Source organism: Stutzerimonas nitrititolerans (assembly GCF_003696285.1).
Classification (GTDB): Bacteria; Pseudomonadota; Gammaproteobacteria; order Pseudomonadales; family Pseudomonadaceae; genus Stutzerimonas; species Stutzerimonas nitrititolerans.
Window position 1 is genome coordinate 424,581 of sequence record NZ_RFFL01000001.1, and the last position, 25,440, is coordinate 450,020.

At 64.9% G+C, this 25,440-nt stretch carries 26 protein-coding genes; 17 read left to right on the forward strand and 9 right to left on the reverse strand.

Going from position 1 to position 25,440, the window contains the following annotated elements; translation table 11 throughout:
- The first annotated feature begins 8 nt into the window (after positions 1-8).
- The 9 genes from rsfS to lipB all read left to right on the forward strand — a co-directional run bounded on the left by rsfS (position 9) and on the right by lipB (position 8,165).
- On the forward strand, positions 9-368 hold the full coding sequence (gene rsfS / locus EA795_RS01975; RefSeq protein WP_014854282.1) for a ribosome silencing factor: 360 nt from the start codon (positions 9-11) through the stop codon (positions 366-368).
- A 9-nt stretch (positions 369-377) separates the two neighbouring features.
- Complete coding sequence (gene rlmH, locus EA795_RS01980) at positions 378-845, forward strand: 23S rRNA (pseudouridine(1915)-N(3))-methyltransferase RlmH (RefSeq protein ID WP_014854281.1); 468 nt, start codon at positions 378-380, stop codon at positions 843-845.
- 20 nt (positions 846-865) lie between these two features.
- Positions 866-2,755 (forward strand): penicillin-binding protein 2, encoded by a 1,890-nt coding sequence (gene mrdA, locus EA795_RS01985; protein ID WP_014854280.1) that lies wholly within the window; start codon positions 866-868, stop codon positions 2,753-2,755.
- Entirely contained in the window at positions 2,752-3,897 is a 1,146-nt protein-coding gene (rodA, locus tag EA795_RS01990; protein WP_014854279.1) for a rod shape-determining protein RodA, read from the forward strand. The genes mrdA and rodA overlap by 4 nt, the downstream gene beginning before the upstream one ends.
- An 80-nt stretch (positions 3,898-3,977) precedes the next feature.
- The gene (mltB, locus tag EA795_RS01995; protein WP_014854278.1) at positions 3,978-4,922 is read left to right on the forward strand and encodes a lytic murein transglycosylase B; all 945 of its coding nucleotides are present in this window, start codon (positions 3,978-3,980) and stop codon (positions 4,920-4,922) included.
- Positions 4,922-5,917 (forward strand): septal ring lytic transglycosylase RlpA family protein, encoded by a 996-nt coding sequence (locus EA795_RS02000; RefSeq protein ID WP_014854277.1) that lies wholly within the window; start codon positions 4,922-4,924, stop codon positions 5,915-5,917. Before mltB ends, EA795_RS02000 begins: the two co-directional genes overlap by 1 nt.
- 62 nt (positions 5,918-5,979) lie before the next feature.
- Complete coding sequence (locus tag EA795_RS02005) at positions 5,980-7,137, forward strand: D-alanyl-D-alanine carboxypeptidase family protein (protein ID WP_014854276.1); 1,158 nt, start codon at positions 5,980-5,982, stop codon at positions 7,135-7,137.
- Positions 7,138-7,201: 64 nt separating this feature from the next.
- Positions 7,202-7,483, forward strand: a complete 282-nt coding sequence (locus EA795_RS02010; RefSeq protein WP_014854275.1) for a DUF493 domain-containing protein — start codon at positions 7,202-7,204, stop codon at positions 7,481-7,483.
- Between the two features lie 34 nt (positions 7,484-7,517).
- On the forward strand, positions 7,518-8,165 hold the full coding sequence (gene lipB, locus EA795_RS02015) for a lipoyl(octanoyl) transferase LipB (protein WP_014854274.1): 648 nt from the start codon (positions 7,518-7,520) through the stop codon (positions 8,163-8,165).
- 101 nt (positions 8,166-8,266) lie between these two features.
- On the opposite strand, the gene lipA is transcribed toward lipB, so the two are convergent.
- The 7 genes from lipA to leuS all read right to left on the reverse strand — a co-directional run bounded on the left by lipA (position 8,267) and on the right by leuS (position 17,012).
- Positions 8,267-9,319 (reverse strand): lipoyl synthase, encoded by a 1,053-nt coding sequence (lipA, locus tag EA795_RS02020; RefSeq protein WP_122075231.1) that lies wholly within the window; start codon positions 9,317-9,319, stop codon positions 8,267-8,269.
- 181 nt (positions 9,320-9,500) lie between these two features.
- Positions 9,501-10,826, reverse strand: coding sequence for a methyl-accepting chemotaxis protein (locus EA795_RS02025; protein WP_122075233.1), 1,326 nt, complete (start codon positions 10,824-10,826; stop codon positions 9,501-9,503).
- A 196-nt stretch (positions 10,827-11,022) separates the two neighbouring features.
- Entirely contained in the window at positions 11,023-12,318 is a 1,296-nt protein-coding gene (locus tag EA795_RS02030) for a lytic murein transglycosylase (RefSeq protein ID WP_122075235.1), read from the reverse strand.
- Positions 12,319-12,379: 61 nt separating this feature from the next.
- Positions 12,380-12,538: an alternative ribosome rescue factor ArfA gene (arfA, locus tag EA795_RS02035; protein WP_058077267.1), complete on the reverse strand. Its 159-nt coding sequence runs from the start codon at positions 12,536-12,538 to the stop codon at positions 12,380-12,382.
- A gap of 153 nt (positions 12,539-12,691) precedes the next feature.
- The gene (gene holA, locus EA795_RS02040; protein ID WP_122075237.1) at positions 12,692-13,720 is read right to left on the reverse strand and encodes a DNA polymerase III subunit delta; all 1,029 of its coding nucleotides are present in this window, start codon (positions 13,718-13,720) and stop codon (positions 12,692-12,694) included.
- A gap of 36 nt (positions 13,721-13,756) precedes the next feature.
- Entirely contained in the window at positions 13,757-14,362 is a 606-nt protein-coding gene (locus EA795_RS02045; protein WP_014854268.1) for an LPS-assembly lipoprotein LptE, read from the reverse strand.
- A gap of 43 nt (positions 14,363-14,405) precedes the next feature.
- Positions 14,406-17,012 (reverse strand): leucine--tRNA ligase, encoded by a 2,607-nt coding sequence (leuS, locus tag EA795_RS02050; RefSeq protein WP_122075239.1) that lies wholly within the window; start codon positions 17,010-17,012, stop codon positions 14,406-14,408.
- A 247-nt stretch (positions 17,013-17,259) separates the two neighbouring features.
- Between leuS and EA795_RS02055 the strand changes: the two genes are divergently transcribed.
- Positions 17,260-17,700 carry a hypothetical protein gene (locus tag EA795_RS02055; RefSeq protein WP_122075241.1) on the forward strand — a complete coding sequence of 147 codons (441 nt, stop codon included), beginning with the start codon at positions 17,260-17,262 and terminating at the stop codon, positions 17,698-17,700.
- 108 nt (positions 17,701-17,808) lie between these two features.
- Positions 17,809-18,597, forward strand: a complete 789-nt coding sequence (locus tag EA795_RS02060) for a YdcF family protein (RefSeq protein WP_122075243.1) — start codon at positions 17,809-17,811, stop codon at positions 18,595-18,597.
- A gap of 31 nt (positions 18,598-18,628) precedes the next feature.
- Here the strand turns inward: EA795_RS02060 and EA795_RS02065 are convergent, their stop codons facing one another.
- Together EA795_RS02065 and EA795_RS02070 are read right to left on the reverse strand one after the other, a co-directional pair.
- The gene (locus EA795_RS02065; protein WP_122075245.1) at positions 18,629-19,603 is read right to left on the reverse strand and encodes a serine/threonine protein kinase; all 975 of its coding nucleotides are present in this window, start codon (positions 19,601-19,603) and stop codon (positions 18,629-18,631) included.
- A 69-nt stretch (positions 19,604-19,672) separates the two neighbouring features.
- Positions 19,673-20,380 (reverse strand): ComFC family protein, encoded by a 708-nt coding sequence (locus EA795_RS02070; protein WP_122075247.1) that lies wholly within the window; start codon positions 20,378-20,380, stop codon positions 19,673-19,675.
- 86 nt (positions 20,381-20,466) lie between these two features.
- On the opposite strand from EA795_RS02070, the gene bioB reads away from it, so the two are divergent.
- The 6 genes from bioB to EA795_RS02100 all read left to right on the forward strand — a co-directional run bounded on the left by bioB (position 20,467) and on the right by EA795_RS02100 (position 25,398).
- Complete coding sequence (gene bioB, locus EA795_RS02075; protein ID WP_122075249.1) at positions 20,467-21,522, forward strand: biotin synthase BioB; 1,056 nt, start codon at positions 20,467-20,469, stop codon at positions 21,520-21,522.
- A 119-nt stretch (positions 21,523-21,641) separates the two neighbouring features.
- A complete protein-coding gene (gene bioF / locus EA795_RS02080; protein WP_122075251.1) occupies positions 21,642-22,823 on the forward strand; it encodes an 8-amino-7-oxononanoate synthase in 1,182 nt (393 codons plus the stop codon).
- On the forward strand, positions 22,816-23,538 hold the full coding sequence (locus EA795_RS02085; RefSeq protein WP_065984381.1) for an alpha/beta fold hydrolase: 723 nt from the start codon (positions 22,816-22,818) through the stop codon (positions 23,536-23,538). The genes bioF and EA795_RS02085 overlap by 8 nt, the downstream gene beginning before the upstream one ends.
- Positions 23,535-24,356 (forward strand): malonyl-ACP O-methyltransferase BioC, encoded by an 822-nt coding sequence (gene bioC / locus EA795_RS02090; RefSeq protein WP_122075255.1) that lies wholly within the window; start codon positions 23,535-23,537, stop codon positions 24,354-24,356. The genes EA795_RS02085 and bioC overlap by 4 nt, the downstream gene beginning before the upstream one ends.
- Before the next feature lies 1 nt (position 24,357).
- On the forward strand, positions 24,358-25,038 hold the full coding sequence (gene bioD / locus EA795_RS02095; RefSeq protein WP_122075257.1) for a dethiobiotin synthase: 681 nt from the start codon (positions 24,358-24,360) through the stop codon (positions 25,036-25,038).
- Positions 25,039-25,143: 105 nt separating this feature from the next.
- A complete protein-coding gene (locus tag EA795_RS02100) occupies positions 25,144-25,398 on the forward strand; it encodes a hypothetical protein (RefSeq protein ID WP_058074720.1) in 255 nt (84 codons plus the stop codon).
- Positions 25,399-25,440 lie beyond the last annotated feature (42 nt).

The following is a 25,440-nucleotide window of genomic DNA, read 5'->3' on the forward strand; positions in this document are numbered from 1 at the left end:
TTCCCGTTATGCAAAATGAAGCTTTGGTCCAGCTGGTCGTTCATGCCCTGGAAGATCTGAAAGGCACGGACATCCTTTCCATCGATGTACGCGGCAAAACCAGCGTCACCGATTTCATGGTGATCGCCAGCGGCACCTCCAGCCGCCATGTGAAGGCGCTGGCCGACAACGTACTGGAAAAGGTCAAGGAACAGGGCGTTCGCCCGCTGGGCAGCGAGGGGCTGGACGGCGGCGAGTGGGCCTTGCTCGACCTGGGCGATGTAGTGGTGCATGTGATGCAGGTGCCGACGCGCCAGTTCTATGATCTGGAACGCCTCTGGCAGGGCGCCGAGCAGAGTCGCGCGCAGCACGCCGCCGATCAGGAATAGGATGCGGGCGTGCGAATCAAGCTGATCGCCGTCGGCTCGAAGATGCCGCGCTGGGTGGAAGATGGCTGGCAGGAATATGCCAAGCGCCTGCCGCCCGAACTGCCGCTGGAGCTGGTGGAAATCCCGCTCGGCACCCGCGGCAAGAATGCCGATGTGACGCGGTTGATCCGCCAGGAGGGCGAGGCCATGCTGGCCAAGGTGCAGCAGGGCGAGCGCATCGTCACCCTGGAGGTCACCGGCCGACCCTGGAGCACCGAGCAGTTGGCGAGCGAGCTGGAGCGCTGGCGGTTGGAGGCACGCAACGTGAACCTGATGGTCGGTGGCCCCGAGGGGCTGGCGCCGGAGGTCTGCGCGCGCAGCGAGCAGCGTTGGTCGCTGTCGCCGCTGACGCTGCCGCATCCGCTGGTGCGCATCCTCGTCGGGGAGCAGATCTATCGAGCCTGGACCCTGCTGTCCGGCCATCCCTACCATAAGTAGAACCACCACAAGCCAACACGATGTCGCAACCGATCACCCTCAAGGACCACGAAAAGGATGCCCGCCTGGTTCGCCGGCGCGTGCTGGTCGGTATCGTCTTCGTCCTGCTGTTGATCGGTGTGCTGATCGCGCGGATGTACTACCTGCAGGTGGTGCAGTACGAGCATCACTCGACGCTGTCGGAGAACAATCGTGTCCACGTGCAGCCGATTCCGCCCAATCGCGGGCTGATCTTCGACCGTACCGGCAAGATCATCGCCGACAACCGTCCCAGCTTCAGCCTGACGGTGACCCGCGAGCGTGCCGGCGACTGGCGGCAGGTGCTCGATGGGGTGGTCGAGGTGCTGGAGCTATCGGCCGAAGAGCGTGAGCTGTTCGAGAAGCGGGTGCTGCAGGGGCGCCGCCCGTTCGAGCCGGTGCCGATCATGTATGAGCTGTCCGAGGAACAGATCGCCCGTATCGCCGTCAATCAGTTCCGCCTGCCGGGGGTCGAAGTGGCGGCGCAGCTGGTCCGCCATTACCCGCAGGGCGCGCATTTCGCGCATTCGGTGGGTTATGTGGGGCGTATCAACGAGGCGGAGCTGAAGAAGGTCGATCCGGTCAACTACAGCGGCACGCACCACATCGGCAAGACCGGCATCGAGAAGTTCTACGAAGACCAGCTGCATGGTCAGGTGGGCTACGAAGAGGTCGAAACCAATGCCCGCGGCCGCGTGTTGCGGGTGCTCAAGCGGACCGACCCGATACCGGGCAAGGACCTGACCCTGACCCTCGACCTGGATCTGCAGGAAGCCGCCGAGGAGGCCCTGGCGGGGCGCCGTGGTGCCATCGTCGCGTTGCAGCCGGCCACCGGCGAGGTGCTGGCGATGGTCAGCCAGCCGAGCTTCAACCCCAACCTGTTCGTGACCGGCATCAGTTTCAAGGACTACGGCGAACTGCGCGATTCGATCGATCGGCCGCTGTTCAACCGGGTGCTGCGCGGGCTCTATCCGCCTGGTTCGACCATCAAGCCGATGATGGCCGTGGCCGGTCTCGACGCGGGGGTGATCACGCCGAAGACCAAGGTGTTCGACCCGGGCTATTTCCAGTTGCCCAACGTCAAGCACAAGTACCGCAACTGGAACCGCGGCGGCGACGGCTCGGTGGACCTCGAACTGGCGATCGCGCGTTCCAACGACACCTATTTCTACGATATGGCGCACAAGCTGGGCGTCGATCGCATGCATGACTACATGACGCGCTTCGGCATCGGCCAGCGCGTCTCGCTGGACATGTTCGAAGAGGCGGCCGGCCTGATGCCGTCGCGGGAGTGGAAGCGTGCGCGCTACCGGCAGGCCTGGTATCCCGGCGAAACGGTGATCCTCGGCATCGGCCAGGGCTACATGCAGGCCACGCCGCTGCAGCTGGCCCAGGCTACGGCCCTGATGGCGACCCGCGGCAAGTGGATCCGTCCGCATCTGGCCCGGCGTATCGAGGGCGAACTGCCGGTTGACCCCGAGCCGCTGCCGGACATCGAGCTGCAGGACTCGCGCTACTGGGATTACGCCGTCAACGGCATGGAGCAGGTGATGCATGGCAGGCGCGGTACGGCGCGCAAGGTCGGTGATACGTCGCTCTACCGCATCGCTGGCAAAAGCGGCACGGCGCAGGTGGTCGCGATCCGGCAGGGCGAGCGCTACGACAGCGAGGCCCTGGCCGAGCGCCACCGGGACCATGCCTTGTTCGTTGCCTTCGCGCCGGTGGAGAATCCGCAGATCGCGGTCGCGGTGATGGTCGAAAATGGCGAGTCCGGCTCGGGCGTTGCCGCTCCGGTGGCCAAGCAGGTGATGGATGCCTGGCTGCTCGATGAAAACGGCCAGCTCAAGGCCGAATATGCGCCAGTGCAGGTCGCGGGAGAGCAACAGCCATGAGTGCGAACTTCGACCGGACCCTGTCCAACCAGGATGTGCTGCGGCGTCGCGCCAGCCTGCTGCAGCGGCTGCACATCGATGGGTTGCTGATGCTCCTGCTGCTGGTGTTGGCCGCCGGCAGCCTGTTCATTCTCTACTCGGCCAGCGGCAAGAACTGGGACATGCTGATCAAACAGAGCACGTCCTTCGGCATCGGCCTGTGCGGCATGCTGGTCATCGCCCAGCTGGAGCCGCGCTTCATGGCGCGCTGGGTACCCCTGGCCTACCTGGGGGTGGTAGGGCTGCTGATGGTGGTGGAATTCATGGGGCATACGGCGATGGGCGCCACGCGCTGGATCAACGTCGCCGGCATCATCCGCTTCCAGCCGTCCGAATTCATGAAGATCATCATGCCCATGACGATCGCCTGGTACCTGTCCGCACGGGTTCTGCCGCCGGGCCTCAAGCACACCCTGATCAGCCTGGCACTGATCGTCGTGCCCTTCGTGCTGATCCTCAAGCAACCCGACCTGGGCACCGCGCTGCTGGTCATGGCCTCCGGCGCCTTCGTGCTGTTCATCGCCGGGCTGCGCTGGCGCTGGATTCTCGGCGCGCTGGCAGCGCTGGTGCCGGTGGCCGTGGCGATGTGGTACTTCGTGCTGCATACCTACCAGAAGCAGCGCGTGCTGACTTTCCTCGACCCGGAAAGCGATCCCCTGGGCACCGGCTGGAACATCATCCAGTCCAAGGCCGCGATCGGTTCGGGCGGGGTATTCGGCAAGGGCTGGTTGCTGGGCACGCAATCGCACCTGGATTTTTTGCCGGAAAGCCATACGGACTTTATCATTGCCGTGCTGGCCGAAGAGTTCGGGCTGGTCGGCGTCTGTCTGCTGCTGCTGGTGTACCTGTTGCTGATCGCCCGTGGCCTGGTGATCACGGTGCAGGCGCAGACCTTGTTCGGCAAATTGCTGGCCGGCGCGCTGACCATGACGTTTTTTGTTTATGTATTCGTCAATATCGGTATGGTCAGCGGGCTTTTGCCGGTTGTTGGAGTGCCTTTGCCCTTCATCAGCTACGGCGGAACTTCATTGGTGACCCTGCTGTCAGGGTTCGGGGTTTTGATGTCGATCCACACCCATCGCAAGTGGATCGCACAGGTTTGATAAGAGTGGATTCCTTGATTCGATTACGGCTTGGCTGGTTGACGCGCGCGCTCTGCGGAGCGGGTTTTATCGGGATCCTCGTGAATGGCCAGGCGGTATTCGCAGCGGACTACGAAGGCGAGAAAATCGCCGAGTTCGTGGAGGAGATGAAGCGCGACTATGGTTTCGCCGGCGAACAGGTGGTCGAGCTGCTGAAGCAGGCGGAACGCAAGCAGGTGATCCTGGATGCCATCTCGCGGCCCGCCGAGCGGGTCAAGCCCTGGAAAGAGTACCGCCCGATCTTCATCACCGATTCACGCATTGCCCAGGGCGTGGATTTCTGGCGGCAGAACGAGGCGGCGCTGTCGCGTGCCGAAGCCGAGTACGGCGTCCCGGCCGAGGTGATCGTGGCGATCATCGGCGTGGAGACCTTCTATGGCCGCAACACCGGCAACTACCGTGTCATCGATGCGCTGGCCACGCTGGGCTTCGATTATCCGCCACGCCAACCGTTCTTCCGCCAGCAGCTGCGGGAGTTCCTCGTGCTTGCGCGCGAGGAACAGGTCGATCCGCTGACGCTCAAGGGCTCCTACGCCGGTGCCATGGGGCTGCCGCAGTTCATGCCGAGCAGCTTCCGCGCTTATGCGGTGGATTTCGACGGCGACGGTCATATCGACATCTGGAACAACCCGGTGGACGCCATCGGCAGCGCCGCCAATTACTTCAAGCAGCACGGTTGGACTGCTGGCGAGCCCGTCGTGGCGCGTGCGGCGATCAGTGGCGACGCCTATGAGCAAGGGCTGACCGTCGGCCTGGAGCCGGTGATGAATGCTGCGCAGATGCGCGACCTGGGCTGGCAGAGCGAGGCGCAGATTTCCGACGACACGGCTGTGACGGCGTTTCGCCTGGAAGGCGCGGAGGGCGACGAGTTCTGGCTGGGGCTGCCCAACTTCTATGTCATCACGCGCTACAACCGCAGCGTGATGTATGCGATGGCCGTCCATCAGCTGTCCGAAGAGCTGGCCCAGGCACGAGGTGAGCAGTGATGCGCCGTCTTCCCGGATTGCTCGCCCTGGCCGTGGCTGCCGGGTTGCTTGCCAGTTGTTCGTCGAAGCCGGTACCGCCGGCACAGCAATCCTCCAGCAGCACTATCAGCGGGCCGAGCGACTACTCGCGCCCCAGCCAGGATGGCGCGCCCTGGTGGGACGTGGACGTTTCGCAGATCCCCGACGCAGTGCCGACGCCACATTTCGGGCCGGTCAAGGCCAGCCCCTATACGGTGCTGGGCAAGACCTATTACCCCATCGGTGACGGGCGCAACTATCGAGCGACCGGCACGGCATCCTGGTACGGCACCAAGTTTCATGGCCAGCCCACCGCCAACGGCGAGAAATACGACCTGTACGGCATGAGCGCCGCACACAAGACGTTGCCGCTGCCCAGCTACGTCAAGGTGACCAACCTCGACAACGGCAAGGCCGTCGTGCTGCGGGTCAACGATCGCGGCCCCTTCTATTCGGATCGAATCATCGATCTGTCCTTCGCCGCGGCCAAGAAGCTCGGCTATGCCGAAAGCGGCACCGCGCGGGTCAAGGTCGAAGGCATCGATCCGCAGCAGTGGTGGGCCCAGCAGGGGCGCGAAGCACCCATGGTGCTGGCGCAGCCGAAGCCGGCGCAGACCGACAAGAAGCTGGCCGAGTCGCTTGCCCAGCCGGTGGAGCAGTACACGCCGCCGCCCTTGCAGCATGCCGGCGCAACGCTGCCACTGGAGGTCAGGGAGAATGATCGCGCTCTGGATGGTGCGTCCGGTGTGTTCCTGCAGGTCGGCGCGTTCGCCAACCCCGATGCGGCGCAACTGCTCAAGGACAAGCTGAGCGGCATGACCGCCGCGCCGGTGTTCATCAGCTCGGTGGTTCATCAGCAGCAGGTTCTGCATCGAGTGCGGCTGGGGCCGATCGACTCGCTGGACGAGGCGGCTCGGCTGGAGCAGAACGTGCGTCTGGCCAATCTCGGTCAGCCACGACGGGTCAAGGCCGACTGAAGCGCTCGTTCGTCGAAAGGCTTCGTAGCGAAGTTTCATCCAACCAATTTTCAGAGAGAGAAATGAATATCACCCCTTACGTGCAGCGCCTGGTCTTTCTCACCCTGCTGATAGTCGTGCCGGCCGCATGGGCCGCGCCGATCATCCCTTCAGCACCCCAGCTGGCAGCTAAGTCCTACGTGCTGATGGATGCCGCCAGCGGTGAGGTGCTGGTCGAGGATGCCGGCGATGAGCGCCTACCTCCGGCGAGCCTGACCAAGCTGATGACGGCCTACATCGCCACCCTGGAAATCAAGAAGGGCCAGATCGCCGAGAGCGACATGGTCACGGTCAGCGAGAAGGCCTGGCGTACCGGTGGTTCGCGGATGTTCATCCAGGTCAACACCCAGGTTTCCGTGGACGACCTGCTGCACGGCATCATCATCCAGTCGGGCAACGACGCCAGCGTCGCCATGGCCGAATACATCGCCGGCAGCGAGGAAGCCTTCGCCGACCTGATGAACAGCACGGCGCAGCGCCTGGGCATGACCAACAGCCACTTCATGAACGCCACCGGCCTGCCGCACCCGGAGCACTACTCCTCGGCGCGGGACATGGCCAAGCTGGCGCGGGCGATCATCGATGAAGACCCCGAGCACTACGCTATCTATGCCCAGAAGGAATTTTTCTGGAACAACATCAAACAGCCCAACCGCAACCTGCTGCTGTGGCGCGACAAGACGGTCGATGGGCTGAAGACCGGCCACACCGAGGAGGCCGGCTACTGCCTGGTAGCCTCCGCGGTGCGCGATGGCATGCGTCTGATTTCCGTGGTGTTCGGCACTGCCAGCGAGCAGGCCCGCGCCGCCGAAACTCAGAAGCTGCTGACCTACGGTTTCCGCTTCTTCGAGACCCGTACCTTCTATGAGAAGGGTGTCGAGCTGGCGCAGCCCAAGGTCTGGAAAGGCCAGCAGGACAAGGTGGCTGCCGGCCTTGCCAAGGACCTGACGCTCACCTTGCCGCGCGGGCAGTTGGACAAGCTGGAAGCCGGCATGACCTTCAAATCCAACCTCATCGCGCCGATCCAGCAGGGCGACGTGATCGGTACGGTCGAGGTCAAGCTCGAGGACAAGGTGCTGCACAGCACCGACCTGATCGCTCTGCAAAGCGTGGAAGAGGGTGGGCTGTTCCGGCGGTTCTGGGATAGCATTCGCCTGTTCTTCTTCGGCCTGTTCAACTGATATCTCTCGTGCGCGCCATGGCCAACCGCCAGGCGCGTGCGCGGATCACGAGTCCGTCACCGCCATGATCGATAGCAACAACCCGCAAGCGCCAAAGATCGAATTCCCCTGCGAGCGTTACCCGGTCAAGGTGATCGGTGACGCCGGCGAGGGCTTCACCGAGCTGGTCGTCGAGGTGATCAGGCGTCACGCGCCCGATCTCGACGAAACGTCGCTGGTGGTGCGCGACAGCCGCAACGGGCGCTTCCTTTCCCTGCAGATCCTGATCACCGCTACCGGGGTCGATCAGCTACAGGCCATCAACAACGAGCTGCGCGCCACAGGGCGCGTGCACATGGTGCTCTGATGGACCAGGTGGGTCGCCAGGCGGCCATTCGACCATGAGCGGCGCCAGTCTCGGCGTGCGCGAGCTCGGTCTGGTCGAATATCTGCCGACCTGGCAGGCCATGCAGCACTTCACCAACAACCGTGGCCCGCAGACCGCCGACGAGGTCTGGCTGCTGCAGCACCTGCCGGTGTTCACCCAGGGCCAGGCGGGTAAGGCCGAGCACCTGCTGCTGCCCGGCGACATCCCCGTGGTGCAGGCCGATCGTGGTGGCCAGGTGACCTATCATGGCCCCGGCCAGTTGGTCGGCTATCTGTTGCTCGACGTGCGGCGACTGGGCTTCGGTGTGCGGGAACTGGTCAATCGTATCGAGCACAGCCTGATCGACCTGCTCGCCGGCTATGGTATCGAGGCTGCGGCCAAACCCGATGCGCCGGGCGTCTACGTCGATGGCGCAAAGATCGCTTCCCTGGGTCTGCGCATTCGCAACGGCCGTTCCTTCCATGGCCTGGCGCTCAACGTCGACATGGATCTCGAACCCTTCCAGCGCATCAATCCCTGTGGCTATGCGGGGCTGAAGATGACCCAGTTGCGTGACCTGGTGGGGCCGGTCGACTTCGCTGAAGTAATGGGCCGGTTGCGTGGAGAGCTCGTCCAGCAGCTCGGCTACACGCAGCAGCAGACGCTGACGGGCGCAATATAGAGCGTCAAGTCGGGCGTTTGCTTATCCAATGTGAGCGGGATGTACGGATATGAAAACGCCTGCCCCAGGCGAAGCCCAGGGGCAGGCGTTGTTCGGCCCGATCAGTTCAGATTGAGGGTCGGAATCAGGTTGCTGTCGAACGGCTGGCCCGGCACTGGCACCGGAGCGGCCAGGCCCAGGTTGTTCTTCTCGAAAACCCGGTCGGCTCGGTAGCTGGAGCGCACCAGCGGGCCGGCGGCGACTTCCATGAAGCCCTTTTCCAGGCCGATATCGCGCAAACGGTTGAATTCTTCCGGGCTGACCCAGCGTTTGACCGGCAGGTGATGGCGGGTCGGCTGCAAGTACTGGCCGAGGGTGAGGATGTCCACGCCGATGGCGCGCAGGTCATCCATGGTCTGCAGCACTTCTTCGTCGCTTTCGCCCAGGCCCAGCATCAGGCTGGTCTTGGTCAGCAAATCCGGGCGATGGCGCTTGGCGTGTTCCAGCACGAGCAGGGTCTTCTCGTAGCCGGCGCGGGGGTCGCGCACTTCATGGGTCAGGCGTTTGACCGTCTCAACGTTTTGCGCGAAGACTTCCAGGCCGGAGTCCGCCACGCGTTCGATGGCTTGCAGGTCCCCGTCGAAGTCCGGGGTCAGGGCCTCGACTACCACCTGCGGGGTGCGCTCCTTGATGGCGCGCACACAGGCGGCGTAGTGTGCGGCACCGCCGTCGTCCAGATCGTCCCGATCCACCGAGGTCAACACGATATAGCGCAGCGCCATCAGCTCTACCGACTTGGCGGTGTTCTGTGGCTCCTCCTGGTCCAGCCAGCCATTGGGATTGCCGGTATCCACCGCGCAGAAGCGGCACGCCCGGGTGCACACCGAGCCCATCAGCATGATGGTGGCGGTACCGTTGGACCAGCATTCGCCCATGTTCGGGCAGTGGGATTCCTGGCACACGGTGCTCAGCCGATGTTCGCCGACATTGCGCTTGACTGCTTCGAAACGGCTGCCGCTGGGAGCCTTGACTCGCAGCCACTTGGGCTTGGGCTCGAACACCTGGGGTTCGCTCGAGGCGCGGCGCTTCTGTCCGTCCTTGATCGCGGTAATGCCCTGAGTGGTGCGGAATTTTTCGCCGCTGGCAACGGTTTTGGGCTGGGAGATATCGGACATCGGCAATCTGGGCTCCGCTAGAGGCTCCGTGGACGAGGCGGCTCGTGGCCGCCGCGCAGTTTATCACAGGCACTGACCGTTGATTGAGGGTGGTGCTGGACCGGGACGCCCGCGTCCCATGACTGCACGAGGTGTTCCCGCAGGGCAGGGAACGATCATCGGTCGAAGCAACCGCCTCTGATCAGCTCTGCAGATGGCTGCTGAACTGACCTACCGCGTCCACGACCTGCTTGGCGCCCTGCTGGATCTCGATGATCACCGCGCCGGCTTCGCTGGCCAGTTGCAGTCCCTGCTCGGCCTGCTCGGCCTGCTCGCGGCCGCTGGCCATGCTCTGCACCGCGGCATGCGCCAGGTTCTGATTCTTCTGAACCACGTCGACGATTTCCTCGGTGGCCTGGCTGGTACGCCCGGCCAACTGGCGCACCTCGTCGGCGACCACCGCGAAGCCGCGACCCTGATCGCCGGCGCGGGCCGCCTCGATTGCCGCGTTGAGGGCCAGCAGGTTGGTCTGGTCGGCGATGCCGCGAATGGTCTGCATGATGGTGCTGATCAGCTGCGACTGCTTGTCCAGGGCCTCGATACCAGCGGCGGCTTCCTGGACCTTCTCGACGATCTGTTGCATCACGTCCAGCGTCTGCTGCACCACGGCAGCGCCCTTGTCGGCGCTCTGGTCGGTCTTGCGGGAAATGTCGTAGGCGATGCCGGCGGCTTCCGAAACGGCTTGTTCCTGATTGACCTGGTCGGTGATCAGGGTGGCGAACTTGACCACCTTGTAGAGCCTGTCATGGGCATCCAGCACCGGGTTGTAGGAGGCTTCGAGCCATACGGTACGGCCCATGCTGTCGAGGCGCTTGAAGCGCCCGGCGACATACTCGCCGCGGTTGAGTTGCGCCCAGAAATCGCGATATGCCGGCGAATCGCGCTCCTCGGGTGAGCAGAACAGCTGATGGTGCTTGCCCTGGATCTGCTCCAGGCGATAGCCCATGGTGCGCAGGAAGTTTTCGTTGGCGGTGACCACCTCACCGGTCAGCTTGAACTCGATCACCGCCGTGGAGCGCAGCAACGCCTTGATCAGGCTCTCGTGCTCCTTGGCGGTGGTGATGGTGGCGGTCAGGTCGTTGGCGCAGAGCGTGAAGTACTGCAATTTGCCAAGACCGTTGTTCACCGGCTGCCAGATGGCGCGCAACCAGGCCTCTTTGCCATCGCCGCACAACAGGCGAAAGGCTCCGCTCCAGTGTTCCGGGTTGCGCAGGGCTTTCAGCAACGCCGGATGATTGGGATGGCTGCGGAACGAGTCGGGGATCAGTTCGTCCAGCGCGCGACCGATCAACGCCTCCCTGCGGTAGCGCAAAGCCTCGAGGAGATTGTCGTTGGCGAAACGAACCCGGCCCTCGGGGTCGAATTCGAGCACCAGCATTTCGCTGTAGAGCGAGTCCTTGATCTGCCGGGTGCTGGAGAGTTCGTCCTGCATCTCGGCCAGCTGCTGCTTGAGACGACCGTTGAACATGGGCCGCGATCTCCATGAAGAAATCCGATAAAGGTGTCTTTGTTTCGGCAATTCGGCGGGGCTCTTGAGATTGCAGACGAATATTCGGCTTTGTGCAATCAGACCGGGCGAAAGGGAAGAGGAGTGATAGAGGCTGTAGGGGCCCGAATCCTTGCTGGCGATGACCTTGGCGGGTCGCCAGCAAGCATTTGGTGGGTCAGCGTACGCTGCGCAAGCGTCCCAGTAGTTCCTGGGTCGGGTGCCCGTCGGCGGGCCAGCCCAGCTGCTGCTGGAAGCCGCGGATGGCCTTGCGCGTATTGGCGCCGATGATGCCGTCCGGGGTACCGGTGTCGAAGCCCTGGGCCAGCAGGCGTTCCTGCAGCTCCAGGCGTTCGGAGCGGCTCAGTGGCTGCTCGCCGCGCGGCCAGCTGCCGGCCACCTGGCCTTTGCCTTGGAAGCTTTCCGACAATAGACCGATCGCCAGGGCGTAGGCCGAGGAGTTGTTGTAGCGCAGGATGGCGCGGAAGTTGTCGAGCACCAGGAAGGCTGGTCCACGGTGTCCCGCTGGAAGCAGCAGGCTGGCGCTGACGTCCTGCTGACCGGCGGGCAGGCCGCTCACACCGAGTTGTCGCCATTCGGCCAGCGGCTTGCGGATGCTGCTGTCAGCCAGGGCGTAATCGAATTTTTCCGGTAGCCGGACTTCGAAGCCCCAGGGCTGGTTCGTTTTCCAGCCCGATGCCTGCAGATAGTGCGCCGCCGAGGCGAGCGCATCGGTGGCGCTGTTCCATATATCGCGCCGGCCGTCGCCGTCGAAATCCACCGCATGGGTGTTGTAAGTGGTCGGAATGAACTGGGTCTGCCCCATGGCGCCGGCCCAGGAGCCGCGCATGCGGGCGGGGCTGACATCGCCGCTCTGGATGATTTCCAGCGCCGCGAGTAGTTGGCTCTTGGCGAAGGCGGGGCGGCGGCCCTCATGGGCCAGGGTGGCCAGCGAGCGGATCACCGACTTGTCGCCCATGATCTGGCCGAAGCTGCTTTCCAGGCCCCAGATGGCGACCAGTGCCTCGCGGTCCACGCCATAGCGCGCTTCGATGCGTGTGAGCGTGGCCGCGTGCTCGTCAAGCAGGCGTTGGCCGTTGCGTACGCGCTGGGGGGAGATCGCACCTTCGAGGTACTGCCAGACCGGACGGGTGAATTCCGGCTGGCTGCGATCAGCTTCGATCACGCTGGGATCCGGCTGCACACCGGCAAAGGAACGCTCGAAAGTATCGGCCGTGATGCCGGCGGCCAGCGCCTCTTCACGAAACTGTTCACGCCATTCGCTGAAGCTGGGCTGGGTGGTTTCGACGATAGCATCGGCAACGCTGTTCTCGCCGGGTTGGTCGAGCCGTGTGACGTCACTGGCCAGGCTGGACTGCGCAAGCGGTTCCGCCGCGCAGGCGACGACCAGGCTCATCGCCGAGCCGGCAACGAGGGTACGCAGAAAGAGGACGGGAACGAAGGTGTAATGCATGCACCAGTCTCGAAAGCATCGACGGTCGCAGACCTTATCACGCTTTCGCTGGCTTGGGTTTTCAGGCCGCCAGAAGGACCGAAGCCTCCCAGCCGGTGGACTGGGAGGCTTCGCGGCGATAGCTGCCTTTGCCTTTTTTCGGTGTTTCCTGGCGACTGCGGAACAGGGGCTGCGCCACCAGTGTTTTGGCCTTGTTGGGCCGTTTGCGGCTTTTTGCCATGTGCGTGTCCTCTGTGGTTCGGGAACTGGGCGCATCATAGGCATCGTGCAAAAAATGTCCAGCGGACAGCGGTCGAATGAATTCGACCCTACGGGGCATGATCCGAAAGCATGTACAGGGCTACGGTAGGGCCGAACCCGTTCGGCCAGCAGGTTAAAGCCTGATTCGCCGTCCGCTCAACTGCAGGCAGAGGTTGCTCAGGCCGATCCAGGGATCGCCTTCGGCCTGTCCCTTTATCTGCTCGTCGATGAGTTGCGCTGCCATCAACAATCGCTGCCAGCCCGCGACGTCGTGGCGTTGCAGGGCCTTGCTGACCAACGGACGGCGCTTGTCCCAGACGGGCGGACGCGCCTGACTGAAAGCGCGCTCCAGCGGTACGCCCTGAGCGTACTGCTGGGCGATATTGGCCAGCAGGCGCAGTTCCCGGGCCAGGGCCCAGAGAATCACCGGGGCTTCGATGCCTTCGCCGCGCAGCCCTTCGAGCATGCGCAGGCTGTGTTCGGGATGGCCCTGCAGCGCGGCATCGATCAGCCCGAAGACATCGTAGCGGGCGCTGTCGGCGACGGCTGCCTGCACCGTATCGGCGGTTACCCGGCCATCTTCGGCCAGCAGCTTGAGCTTCTCGATTTCCTGGGCGGCGGCCAGCAGGTTGCCTTCGACCCGCGCGGCGATCAGCTCCAATGCTTCCTGGTCGGCGGCCAGCCCCGCCTGGGACAGGCGCTGGCGAATCCATTGCGGCAGCTGTGCCGCATCCACAGGCCAGACCTGCAGAAACTGCACGTCCTTGCCGTCGATCAGCGCCTTGGCCCACTTGGTCTTCTGCGTGCTGCCGTCGAGCTTGGGCAGGCTGATCAGCAGCACGGTGTCCTCGGCCGGCCGCGCGAGGTAATGCAGCAGCGCGGCCGCGCCCTTGTCGCCGGGCTTGCCGCTGGGGATGCGCAGTTCCAGCAGGCGCCTTTCAGCGAACAGCGAAAGATTGGCGCCGGCCTCGAGCAACTGGCCCCAATCGAAGCCGCTCTCGACGCTGAGTACCTGGCGCTCGCTGAACGCCTGCTGGCGACAGGCCGCACGGATGGCGTCGCAGGCTTCCTGGCAGAGCAGGTGTTCGTCGCCGCTGACCACATAGACAGGTGCGAGCGAGCCTTGCAGGTGTTTGCCGAGTTGGGCGGGGGGCAGTTTCATGGAGGGAAGACGGGAGCCGCCAGGGCTCCCGGTTCATCACTGATTCGGCAGTTCGACAGGCGATTGCTGCGGTTGCGCGTCGAGCATCCGCTGCTGGGCCTCGAGCGCTTCGGCCTCGGCGCGCGCCTTGGCTTCGGCGGTGGCCTGCAGCGCGTCGAGTTGAGCCTGACTGACGCGCTGGACGCGCATCACCAGTTGCTGCAGCAGCTCGCGACGCATCTCCTGGCGCAGCTGATCACCTTCCTGGGAGGAGCCGATCAGGTTGTTGCTGTCATGCACGTAGACGCGCTGCACCTCGACACGATCCCGCAGCAGCTGCGTGTTCTGCGGCCCGCGGAACTCGTAATCGAGGGTGGTGGTGAGCTCGTACTCGGCGCTGCGCGCGGAGCTGGTGTAGCTGGCGGTACGCTGGCGAGTCTGCTCGTTGGCCAGGTTGAGGCTGTAGCGAGCGCCCGGGTGAACGTGCACGTCGTTGCTTTCGAGCAGGTCCTTCAGTTGCTGGACCGTCTGGCCGTGGCTGTCGCGGGCCTGCAGGTCGATCTCGGTGAGCGCGAATTCGGCGTCGCCGGTGCCGCGCAACTGGAAACCACAGGCGCTCAGCAACAGCGCCAGGCCCACTACCATCAGATTCCGTTTGACCATCTCTGTATCCCCTTTGCCAGCCCCGGCGAGCGCCCGGGCCGTATCAGTTAGCGACGATATTGACCAGCTTGCCCGGCACCACGATGACCTTGCGGATCGTCTGGCCCTCGGTGAAGCGCACCACGTTCTCGTTGGCACGCGCCGCCGCTTCGACTTCCTCGCGGCTGGCGCTGGCCGGCACTTCGATCTGCCCGCGCAGCTTGCCGTTGACCTGTACCACCAGGGTCAGGTTGTCCTGCACCAGGGCGGTTTCGTCCACCGTCGGCCAGGCGGCGTCGATCACCGAACCGGCCTTGCCGAGCTGCTGCCAGAGTTCGTGGCAGATGTGCGGGGTGATCGGCGCCAGCAGCAGGGCGACGGCCTCCAGGCCTTCCTGCAGCAGGGCGCGGTCCTGTTCGCTCGCGGTCGGTGCCTTCTCCAGCACGTTCATCAGGGTCATCACCTGGGCGATGGCGGTGTTGAACTTGTGATGCTGGCCGACATCGATGCTGGCCTGGCGGATGGCCAGGTGGGTCGCGCGGCGGATGGCTTTCTGCTCGTCGCTCAGCGCGGCGAGATCCAGCGCACCCGGCAGGCCGGCGCTGACGTGCGCATGGGCCAGACGCCAGACGCGACGCAGGAAGCGGTTGGCGCCTTCGATGCCGGCGTCGGACCATTCGCAGCTCATGTCCGGCGGCGAGGCGAACATCATGAACAGGCGGCAGGTGTCAGCGCCGTAGGCATCGATCATCGCCTGCGGGTCGACGCCGTTGTTCTTCGACTTGGACATCTTCTCGGTGCCGCCGATTTCCACCGGCAGGCCGTCGGACTTGAGCTTCGCGCCGATGACCTTGGCCTTGGCATCGCGCTCGACCTCCACGTCGGCCGGGTTGAACCAGTCCTTGCCGCCGTTGGGCAGCGTGCGGTAGTAGGTCTCGGCGACCACCATGCCCTGGGTCAGCAGGTTCTTGAACGGCTCGTTGGAGCTGACCAGCCCCTCGTCGCGCATCAGCTTGTGGAAGAAGCGCGCATAGAGCAGGTGCAGGATGGCGTGTTCGATGCCGCCGATGTACTGATCCACCGGCAGCCAGTGGTTGGCGGCTTTCGGGTCGACCATGCCTTGTTCGTAGTTCGGGCTGGCGTAGCGGGCGAAGTACCAGGAGGACTCGACGAAGGTGTCCATGGTGTCGGTTTCGCGCCGGGCCGGCTTGCCGCAGCTGGGACAGCTGCAGTCGTAGAATTCGGGCATCTTCGCCAGCGGCGAACCGGCGCCATCGGGCACCACGTCCTCGGGCAGCACCACCGGCAACTGGTTTTCCGGCACGGGTACGTCGCCGCAGGCTTCGCAATGGATGATCGGGATCGGGCAGCCCCAGTAGCGCTGGCGGCTGATGCCCCAGTCGCGCAGGCGGAACTGGGTGCGCGCCTGGCCGAGGCCTTTCTTCTGCAGGGCGACTTCCATGGCATCGAGGGCACCGTCGAAATCCAGGCCGTCGAAGGCGCCGGAGTTGATCAGCTCGCCATGCTCGCCGTAGGCGTCCTGCCAGGGCGCGGGCGTCTCGTCGCCTGCGCTGGTGCGGACCACCGGCTTGATCGGCAGGCCGTACTTGCTGGCGAATTCGAAGTCGCGTTCGTCGTGCGCCGGCACGGCCATCACCGCACCTTCGCCGTAGCCCATCAGCACGTAGTTGGCGACCCACACCGGCAGCAGCTCGCCGGTCAGCGGGTGTTGCACGCGCAGGGCGGTGGCCAGGCCTTTCTTTTCCTGGGTGGCGATGTCGGCTTCGGCGACGCCACCGCGCTTGCATTCGTCGATGAAGGCCTGCAGTTCCGGATTGCCCTGGGCTGCGAGCGTGGCCAGCGGATGCTCGGCGGCCACGGCGACGTAGGTGGCGCCCATCAGGGTGTCGGGGCGGGTGGTGAAGACCTTCATCACGCCTTCGCTGCCGATGCTCGCCACATCGTAGGGGAAGCCGATCTCCATGCCGCGCGACTTGCCGATCCAGTTGCGCTGCATGGTCTTGACCTGTTCCGGCCAGCCGGGCAGATCGTCCAGGCTCTCCAGCAGTTCATCGGCGTAGGCGGTGATCTTGAAGTAATACATCGGGATTTCGCGCTTCTCGATCAGCGCGCCCGAACGCCAGCCACGACCGTCGATGACCTGCTCGTTGGCCAGCACGGTCTGGTCGACCGGGTCCCAGTTCACGGTACCGTTCTTGCGGTAGATCACGCCCTTCTTATACAGACGGGTGAACAGCCACTGCTCCCAGCGGTAGTAGTCGGGCTTGCAGGTGGTGACTTCGCGCGTCCAGTCCACGGCCAGGCCCAGCGACTTGAGCTGGGTCTTCATGTACTGGATGTTCTCGTAGGTCCACTTGGCCGGCGCCACCTGGTTCTTCATCGCGGCGTTTTCCGCCGGCATGCCGAAGGCGTCCCAGCCCATGGGCTGCAGCACGTTCTTGCCCAGCATGCGCTGGTAGCGGGCAATCACGTCGCCGATGGTGTAGTTGCGCACGTGGCCCATGTGTAGCTTGCCGCTGGGATAGGGGAACATCGACAGGCAATAGAAGGTGTCCTTGCCGGGCTGTTCGCTCACTTCAAAGGATTTCTGCGCTTCCCAGTGGGACTGCGCGGCGGCTTCGATTTCGCGGGGCTGATACTGTTCGTGCATGGCTACTGGCGTTGAGAGGTGGCTGGCGTTCCGACGGGTTGGCGGCGGATGCGAAACAGGCCTGACAGGCAGTCGCGCAACGGGCCGAAAGCGGAAGCATGGAAGCGCCGTAGCATACATGACCCCCCTTGACGGAGGGAAACCCGATTTACCGTTCGCCGGACTACGCCTTTTGTCCAAGGCTGGCGCAGTGAGCCTGGACTACCCTTGTTCGAGGGGGCGGGACGAACAAGAGGTAAAGAGAACCATGGGTAAACCACCGCAGGTCGATGAAAGCAATCTGTACGGGCGGGTATTGCAGCGGCTGACAACGGCACTGGAGGAGGCCGAGCGGCGTGAGGACGATGCGACCGATCTGGAAGTGCGCGGGTTGACCGCCGCGGAGTTCGAGCTGATCCGTGCCTATCTCCAGCAGGATTCGCAATGGTTGTCCGGCTGGCATGCAGCGGCCGAGGAACAGGCCCAGCTGGCGCGCAATGCCGGCCGACCGGCGCTACGCAGTGCGCTGCGTCAGCATTCGGGCAAGCGGCTCCGGCAGGTACCTTTTACCTTGCAGCAGACACTCAGCTGCGCCCTCTGCGGCGGCGCCGTGTACTGGCCGCAAGGGCCGGGCCCGGCGGCCTGCAGTGCCTGTGGTTCGCAACTGCTGCGTGCCAGGCAGCGCGCGCACACCTCTCCCGCCTATTGAGACGTTCCCGGTCGGGCGATCGGCCTGGGTGGCTTTCGCTTCGCTCATGCTTGCGATGCAGCGGGGCCGGGTCCTAGAGTGCCGATTGTCTAGCCACAGGGACCGCGCATGCCGATTCGCTACTTCTTCAAGCACCTCCTGCTGCCGCCGGGCGGCCTGTTACTGCTGCTCCTCGCGGCCTGGTGGCTGCGGCGGCGCGCACCGCGGTTGTCAGCCTTGTGTTTCGTCGTCGGCCTGGGAGGCCTGTGGCTGATGAGTCTGCCGGTCATGGTGCAGTGGGCGGCGCAGGCGCTGGAGCGCGAACCGGCGATACCCGAGGCGCAGTGGGCGAGCCTGCACGAGCAGGCCCAGGCCATCGTCGTGCTGGGTGCCGGTCGGGAACGTGCGGACCCCGCCTGGCAGACCGACCAGCCCGGCCACATCGCGCTGGAGCGCTTGCGCTATGCCGCGCGCCTGGCAAAGGCCGCGGAGCTGCCAATCCTGGCCAGCGGCGGCCTGCATTATGGTCAGCCCCCGAGCGAGGCGGCGCTCGCCGCCGAGACGCTGCAGCGCGATTTCGCCACGCCGGTTCGCTGGCAGGAGGAGCGCAGTCGCACCACCTGGGAAAATGCGGTGCACAGTGCGGCGATGCTCAAGGCGGAGGGTATCGAACGTATCGTGCTGGTGACTTCCGCCGCGCACATGCCGCGTTCGCGCTGGTGCTTCGAGCAGAATGGAATGACCGTGATCGCCGCGCCCGTAGGCTTTCTCGGGGTGCCCAACGGCAGGCCGCTGGGTGGCTGGATGCCCGAGGCGAAGGCGGTGTGGCAGAGCGGCCAGTTGCTCAACGAGGCCGTCGGGATGCTGGTCTATCCGCTCGTTTACGCCGGCGCAGCCGACGACGGCGCTGGAGGCTGAACGCTGGACGGGTCCAGCGTTCAGGCCGTTTTCAGAACAGCTTCAGCGGCTCCTCCTGCAGAGCGGACATCTGCTCGCGCAGGATCAGGATCTGGTCGCCCCAGTAGCGCTCGCTGCCGAACCAGGGAAAACTCATGGGAAATGCCGGGTCGTCCCAGCGGCGCGCGAGCCAGGCGCTGTAGTGGAGCAGGCGCAGCGCACGCAGGGCTTCGATCAGAGGGAGTTCGCGCGGCGTGAAGTCGTGGAATTCGTTGTAGCCCTCGACCAGTTCGGACAGTTGCCCGAGGCGCTCATGGCGCTCGCCGGCCAGCATCATCCAGATGTCCTGTACCGACGGCCCCATGCGGCAATCGTCCAGGTCGACCAGATAAAAGGCGTCGTCGCGGGCGAGGATGTTGCCGGGATGGCAGTCGCCATGCAGCCGGATCGGTTGGAAGTCCGTCCTGGCGAAGACGTCTTCGACGCGCTTGAGCAGGTCGCGGGCGACCGACTCGTAGGCTGGCAGCAGGCTTCTCGGGACGAACCCGCCATCGAGCAAGGTGCTCAGCGAGGCGTGGCCGAAATTCTCCACGCCCAGGGTCTCGCGATGCTCGAAGGGGTGGCTGGCACTCACGGCGTGCATGCGCCCGAGCAACTGGCCGAGGCGATAGAGCTGATCGAGATTGCCAGGCTCCGGGGCTCGGCCGCCACGGCGCGGAAACAGTGCGAAGCGAAAGCCGGCATGGGTGTGGAGCGTCTGACCGTCGCGCTCCAGCGGCGCCACCACGGGAATCTCCCGCTCGGCCAGTTCCAGGCTGAAGCGGTGTTCCTCGAGAATCGCCGCGTCGCTCCAGCGATGGGGGCGGTAGAACTTGGCGATCAGCGGTGTGCTGTCCTCGATGCCCACCTGATAGACGCGGTTTTCATAGCTGTTCAGCGCCAGCACGCGGGCATCGCTGAGGTAGCCAAGGCTTTCCACCGCATCGAGCACCAGGTCGGGTGTGAGTGTGTCGAAGGGGTGGGACATGGTCGGCTCCGTGAGTGGGGCGGCCAGTGTATTGCACTGGGGCGTTTAAACAACCGCGGCGCACGGCGCTCACTCGCCCGGCTTGGGCGTACGCGCCAGGCAGTAGATATCGACCCGCGCGGCGCCGCCCCGTTTCAACAGGCGCGCCAGTGCCTCGGCGGTGGCGCCGGTGGTGAATACGTCATCGATGACCGCCAGATGCTGCCCGCGCAGGACCTGTCCTTCGACCAGCGCGAAGGCCTGGCGCAGGTTGCGGCGGCGGGCCGCGGCGTCCAGTTGCTGCTGGGAGGCTGTGTCCTGGATGCGCTGCGCCAGGTCGTTGCGAACCGGAATCTGCAAGACGGGGCTCAGCCAGTCCGCCAGCATTCGCGCCTGGTTGAAACCGCGCTGGCGCAGCCGCTTGCGTGCCAGGGGCACCGGCAGCAGAGCCTCGGGCCGCGGCAGCCCTTCATCGAAGGCATGTTGCAGGTGGCGCGCCAGGTGTTCGGCGAGCAGTCGCCCGAATGGCCAGCGCGACTGGTGCTTGAAGCGCGTGATCAGGCTGTCCACCGGAAAGGCGAAGCGCCACGGGACGGCGACGTGATCGAAAGCCGGCGGATGCATGAGGCACTCGCCGCAGACCGCGCCGGCCACCGGCAATGGCAAAGCGCAGATGCTGCATTGACTGCCGAGCCAGGGCAGCTCCGCTTCGCAGCTCGGACATAGCGACTGACCGGGTTCGCAGCGTTCGTCGCAAAGTTGACAGCTGTGTTCGAATTTTAACCAGTTGTAAACCATGATTCCTTTCCTGGTTGACAGGTTGTCCGGCTTGGCTAACCATTTCGCATCCGTGCCCAGCCGCCTATTAATTACAAGGAATGCCCATGAGCGCCACCGCTGCTTGCGCCACCCGCCACGACTGGTCCCTCGCCGAGGTCAAGGCGCTCTTCGAGCAACCCTTTAACGATCTGCTGTTCCAGGCGCAGACCGTGCACCGCCAGCACTTCGACGCCAACCGCGTGCAGGTCTCCACGCTGCTGTCGATCAAGACCGGCGCCTGCCCCGAAGACTGCAAGTACTGTCCGCAATCGGGCCATTACAACACCGGCCTGGATAAAGAGAAGCTGATGGAAGTGCAGAAGGTGCTGGACGCGGCGGCCGAAGCCAAGGCCATCGGTTCCACCCGTTTCTGCATGGGCGCGGCCTGGAAGCACCCTTCCGCCAAGGACATGCCCTACGTGTTGAAAATGGTCGAAGGGGTCAAGGCGCTGGGCCTGGAAACCTGCATGACCCTGGGCAAGCTCGACCAGGAACAGACCCGCGCGCTGGCTGCCGCCGGGCTGGATTACTACAACCACAACCTCGACACCTCGCCGGAATTCTACGGCAACATCATCACCACCCGTACCTATGCCGAACGTCTGCAGACGCTGAGCTACGTGCGCGATGCAGGGATGAAAATCTGCTCCGGCGGCATCCTCGGCATGGGCGAGTCGCTGGACGATCGCGCCGGGCTGCTGATCCAACTGGCTAACCTGCCGGAGCATCCGGAGTCGGTGCCGATCAACATGCTGGTCAAGGTGAAAGGCACGCCGTTGGCCGAAGAGCAGGACGTCGACCCCTTTGACTTCATCCGCATGCTCGCCGTGGCGCGGATCATGATGCCCAGGTCCCACGTGCGCCTGTCCGCCGGGCGCGAGCAGATGAACGAGCAGATGCAGGCCCTGGCCTTCTTCGCTGGCGCCAATTCGATCTTCTACGGCGAGAAACTGCTGACCACCGGCAACCCGCAGGCCGACAAGGACATGCTGCTGTTCAAGCGCCTGGGTATCCAGCCCGAAGCGCGCCAGGAACACGACGATGAAGTACACCAGGCCGCCATCGAGCAGGCGCTGATGGAGCAGCGGGATTCCACGTTGTTCTATAACGCGGCGGTCTGATGGCCCGAGTGGTGGATGGATAAAGCCTCAGCTGCGCGCCCCGATCCTCCTACGCCAGCCCAACCCTTTCGTAGGGTGGATAATCCGCTTGCGGTTATCCACCGTTGCCGGTTCCGCCCATGACATTCGATCTCGCCTCGCGCCTCGCCGCCCGCCGCGCCGAACATCTTTACCGCCAGCGTCCGTTGCTGCAGACGCCGCAGGGGCCGGATGTGATGGTCGATGGCGAGCGGTTGCTGGCATTCAGTTCCAACGACTACCTGGGCCTGGCCAATCACCCCGAGGTGATCGCTGCCATGCAGCAAGGTGCCGCGAAGTGGGGTGTCGGTGGTGGCGCCTCGCACCTGGTGATCGGCCATGTCACGCCGCATCACGAACTGGAAGAGGCGCTGGCCGACTTCACCGGGCGACCGCGTGCGCTGCTGTTCTCCACGGGCTACATGGCCAATCTCGCCGCCGTCACCGCGCTGGTGGGGCAGGGCGACACTGTGCTGGAGGACCGCCTCAACCATGCCTCGCTACTGGACGCCGGTCTGCTCAGCGGCGCGCGCTTTTCGCGCTACCTGCACAACGATGCCGGGAGCCTGGGCAAGCGTCTGGACAAGGCCGTCGGCAACACCCTGGTGGTGACCGATGGCGTATTCAGCATGGACGGCGACCTGGCCGATCTGCCGGCGATCTGTGCTGAAGCCAGGCAGCGCGACGCCTGGGTGATGGTCGACGATGCCCATGGTTTCGGCCCGCTGGGTGCGGCGGGCGGCGGCGTCGTCGAGCATTTCGGGCTGGGCATCGATGAGGTGCCAGTGCTGGTCGGTACCCTGGGCAAGGCCTTCGGCACCGCCGGTGCCTTCGTCGCCGGCAGCGAGGCGCTGATCGAGACGCTGATCCAGTTCGCCCGGCCCTACATCTATACCACCAGCCAGCCGCCCGCGGTGGCCTGCGCAACCCTGAAAAGCCTCGAGCTGCTGCGCCGTGAAAACTGGCGCCGTGAACACCTGAATCGCCTCATCGCCCGTTTCCGCCAGGGCGCCGCCGAAATCGGCCTGAGCCTGATGGACAGCCCGACACCCATCCAGCCGATCCTGGTTGGCAGCAGCGAGCGTGCGCTGAAGCTATCCGCGGTGCTACGCGAGCGCGGCCTTCTGGTCGGCGCGATTCGCCCTCCTACCGTGCCGGCCGGTAGCGCGCGCCTGCGGGTCACTTTCAGCGCCGCGCACAGCGAAGCGCAAGTGGAACGTCTGCTGGATATCCTGGCCGAATGCTGGAATCGATTGGCCGAGGAGCCTGAAACGGATGCCTGATCAGCTTGTTTTGTTGCCCGGCTGGGCGTTCGGACCGGCCGCATTACAGCCGTTATGCCAGGCCTTGTCCGAGCAGTCGCCGGATCTCGAGGTGGTGGTCGAGCCGTTGCCGGAGCTGGCCGATGCCGATGCCTGGCTCGACGAGCTGGACCGACGCCTGCCACGCAATACCTGGCTTGCCGGCTGGTCCTTGGGTGGCATGCTGGCGACGCAACTGGCTGCGCGTCGTGGCGACGCCTGCCGCGGGTTGCTGACCATCGCCAGCAACCCCTGTTTTCGTGCGCGCATCGATTGGTCGCGCGCCATGGCCGAGAACATCTTCGATGCCTTCCATGAGGCGTTCCGCCTGGACCCGCAGGAAACCCTGAAACGTTTTCGCTCGCTCTGCAGCCGCGGCGGTTTCGATCCGCGCACGCTGGCGCGCCAGCTGCAGGTCAGTCAGTCGCAGGCGTCGCCCGAGGTGCTGGATGCGGGGCTGCAGCTCCTGGCGAAGCTGGATGGCAGATCCTCGCTTAGGGACTACTTCGGTCCACAGCTGCACGTGTTCGGCGGGCGTGACGCCCTGGTCCCGGCCTCGGCCGCCGATGCCCTGGGCAGCTGGATGCCCGGCGTGACCATCAAGGTGCTGGCCGATGCGAGCCATGCATTGCCGCTGGAGCGCGCCGAGGAAGTGGCCGGCGCGATGCTGGCCATGATCAGCGGAGTGCGGGGATGAGCGACCCGGCTGTGGCAGTCTCGCCCACGTCAGAGTCGGAATTACCCGACAAGCGCCAGGTCGCGGCGTCGTTTTCCCGCGCGGCGGCCAGCTACGATGCGGTCGCCGAGCTGCAACGCGCGGTCGGCAATGCCCTGATCGAGCGGCTGCCCGCCGGCTTGTGCCCCACTCGCTGGCTCGATCTGGGCAGCGGTACCGGCTATTTCTCGCGTGCGCTGGCGAACCGCTTTCCGCACGCCGATGGCGTGGCGCTGGATATCGCCGAGGGCATGCTGCGCCATGCACGCCCGAAGGGCGGCGCGACTTCGTTCGTGGCGGGGGACGCCGAACGCCTGCCGCTGCGCAGCACTTCGCTGGACCTGCTGTTCTCCAGCCTGGCGCTGCAGTGGTGCGAGGATTTCGCTGCGGTGCTGAACGAGGCCGAGCGGGTGCTGCGTCCGGGTGGCGTCTTCGCCTTCAGTAGCCTGTGCAGCGGTACCCTGCAGGAGCTGCGCGACAGCTGGCAGGCGGTGGATGGCTTTGCCCACGTCAATCGCTTCCGTTCGTTCGAGGCCTATCAGGAGTTCTGCGCGACCAGCCGCTTGCGCTGCCTGGTGCTCGACATGCGGCCCAGCGTGCTGCACTTCTCCGAGCTGCGTCAGTTGACTCACGAGCTCAAGGCGCTCGGCGCGCACAACCTCAATCCGGGACGCCCCGGCGGGCTCACTGGGCGGGCGCGCATTCGTGCACTGATCGAGGCCTACGAGCGCTTCCGTACGCCGTCCGGGCTGCCGGCGACCTATCGGGTCGTCTACGGCCTGTTATGCAAGGAGTCCTGAGATGACGACAGCCTTTTTCGTCACCGGAACCGACACCGAGGTCGGCAAGACCACCGTCGCCGCCGGCCTGCTGCATGCCGCGCGAAAGGCCGGGTTCAGTACCGCGGCGGCAAAGCCGGTCGCTTCCGGCTGCGAGGTGACGGCCGATGGGCTGCGCAACGGTGATGCGCTGGCGCTGCTCGGAGAATGCTCCCTGCCGATGCGCTACGAGCAGGTCAATCCTTTTGCCTTCGAGCCGGCCATTGCCCCACATCTGGCAGCACGCGAGGTCGGTATCGAATTGACGGCGGCGCTGATGGCCGAATCGGTTCGGCGAATGCTGGCGTTGCAGGCCGACTTCTCCCTGGTCGAAGGTGCCGGTGGCTGGCGCGTGCCGCTGGCAGGCGGCGAGAACCTGTCGGATCTGGCGATAATGCTGGGCTTGCCGGTGATCCTGGTGGTGGGCGTCCGCCTGGGGTGCATCAACCACGCGCTGCTCAGCGCCGAAGCCATCGAACGCGACGGCCTGCGGCTCGCCGGTTGGGTCGCCAATATCGTCGATCCGGCCACGTCGCGGCTGGAAGAGAATCTCGCCACCTTGGCTGATCGACTTCCGGCACCCTGCCTGGGACAGGTGCCCCGCCTGTCCGCCGCGACGCCGGCCCAGGTTGCCGCCTGCCTTGATCTGCAGCTGCTCCGCTGATGCTTTGCGAGCCTCTGAAGCCGGCTTCCTTATAACCAGGTGCCACTGGCACTGGTGCGCCGGCTCTGCTTCAATGATGGCGAATTGATTGACAGGAACAGCGCCATGGAAATCAACAGCCTCCTTTCCTCCGGCCTCGGCGCTTATCAGGCCGGGCAGCAACGTATCGAGACGGCCGCGGATGCTATTGCCAGCGCTGCGCTACCGGTCGCCGACAGCTCCCAGGCGGTGGCGGAAGTCGTCGAGCTGACCGAACAGTTGGTCCAGATGAAGGTCGGCGAACATACCGCCAACGCTGGCGCGCGGATGATCCAGAGCGCCGACGAAGTGCTCGGGACGCTGATCAACACCATCGCCTGAACGCCCGGCCATCTGGCCGGTGCGGTGCCCATCAGTGGCACC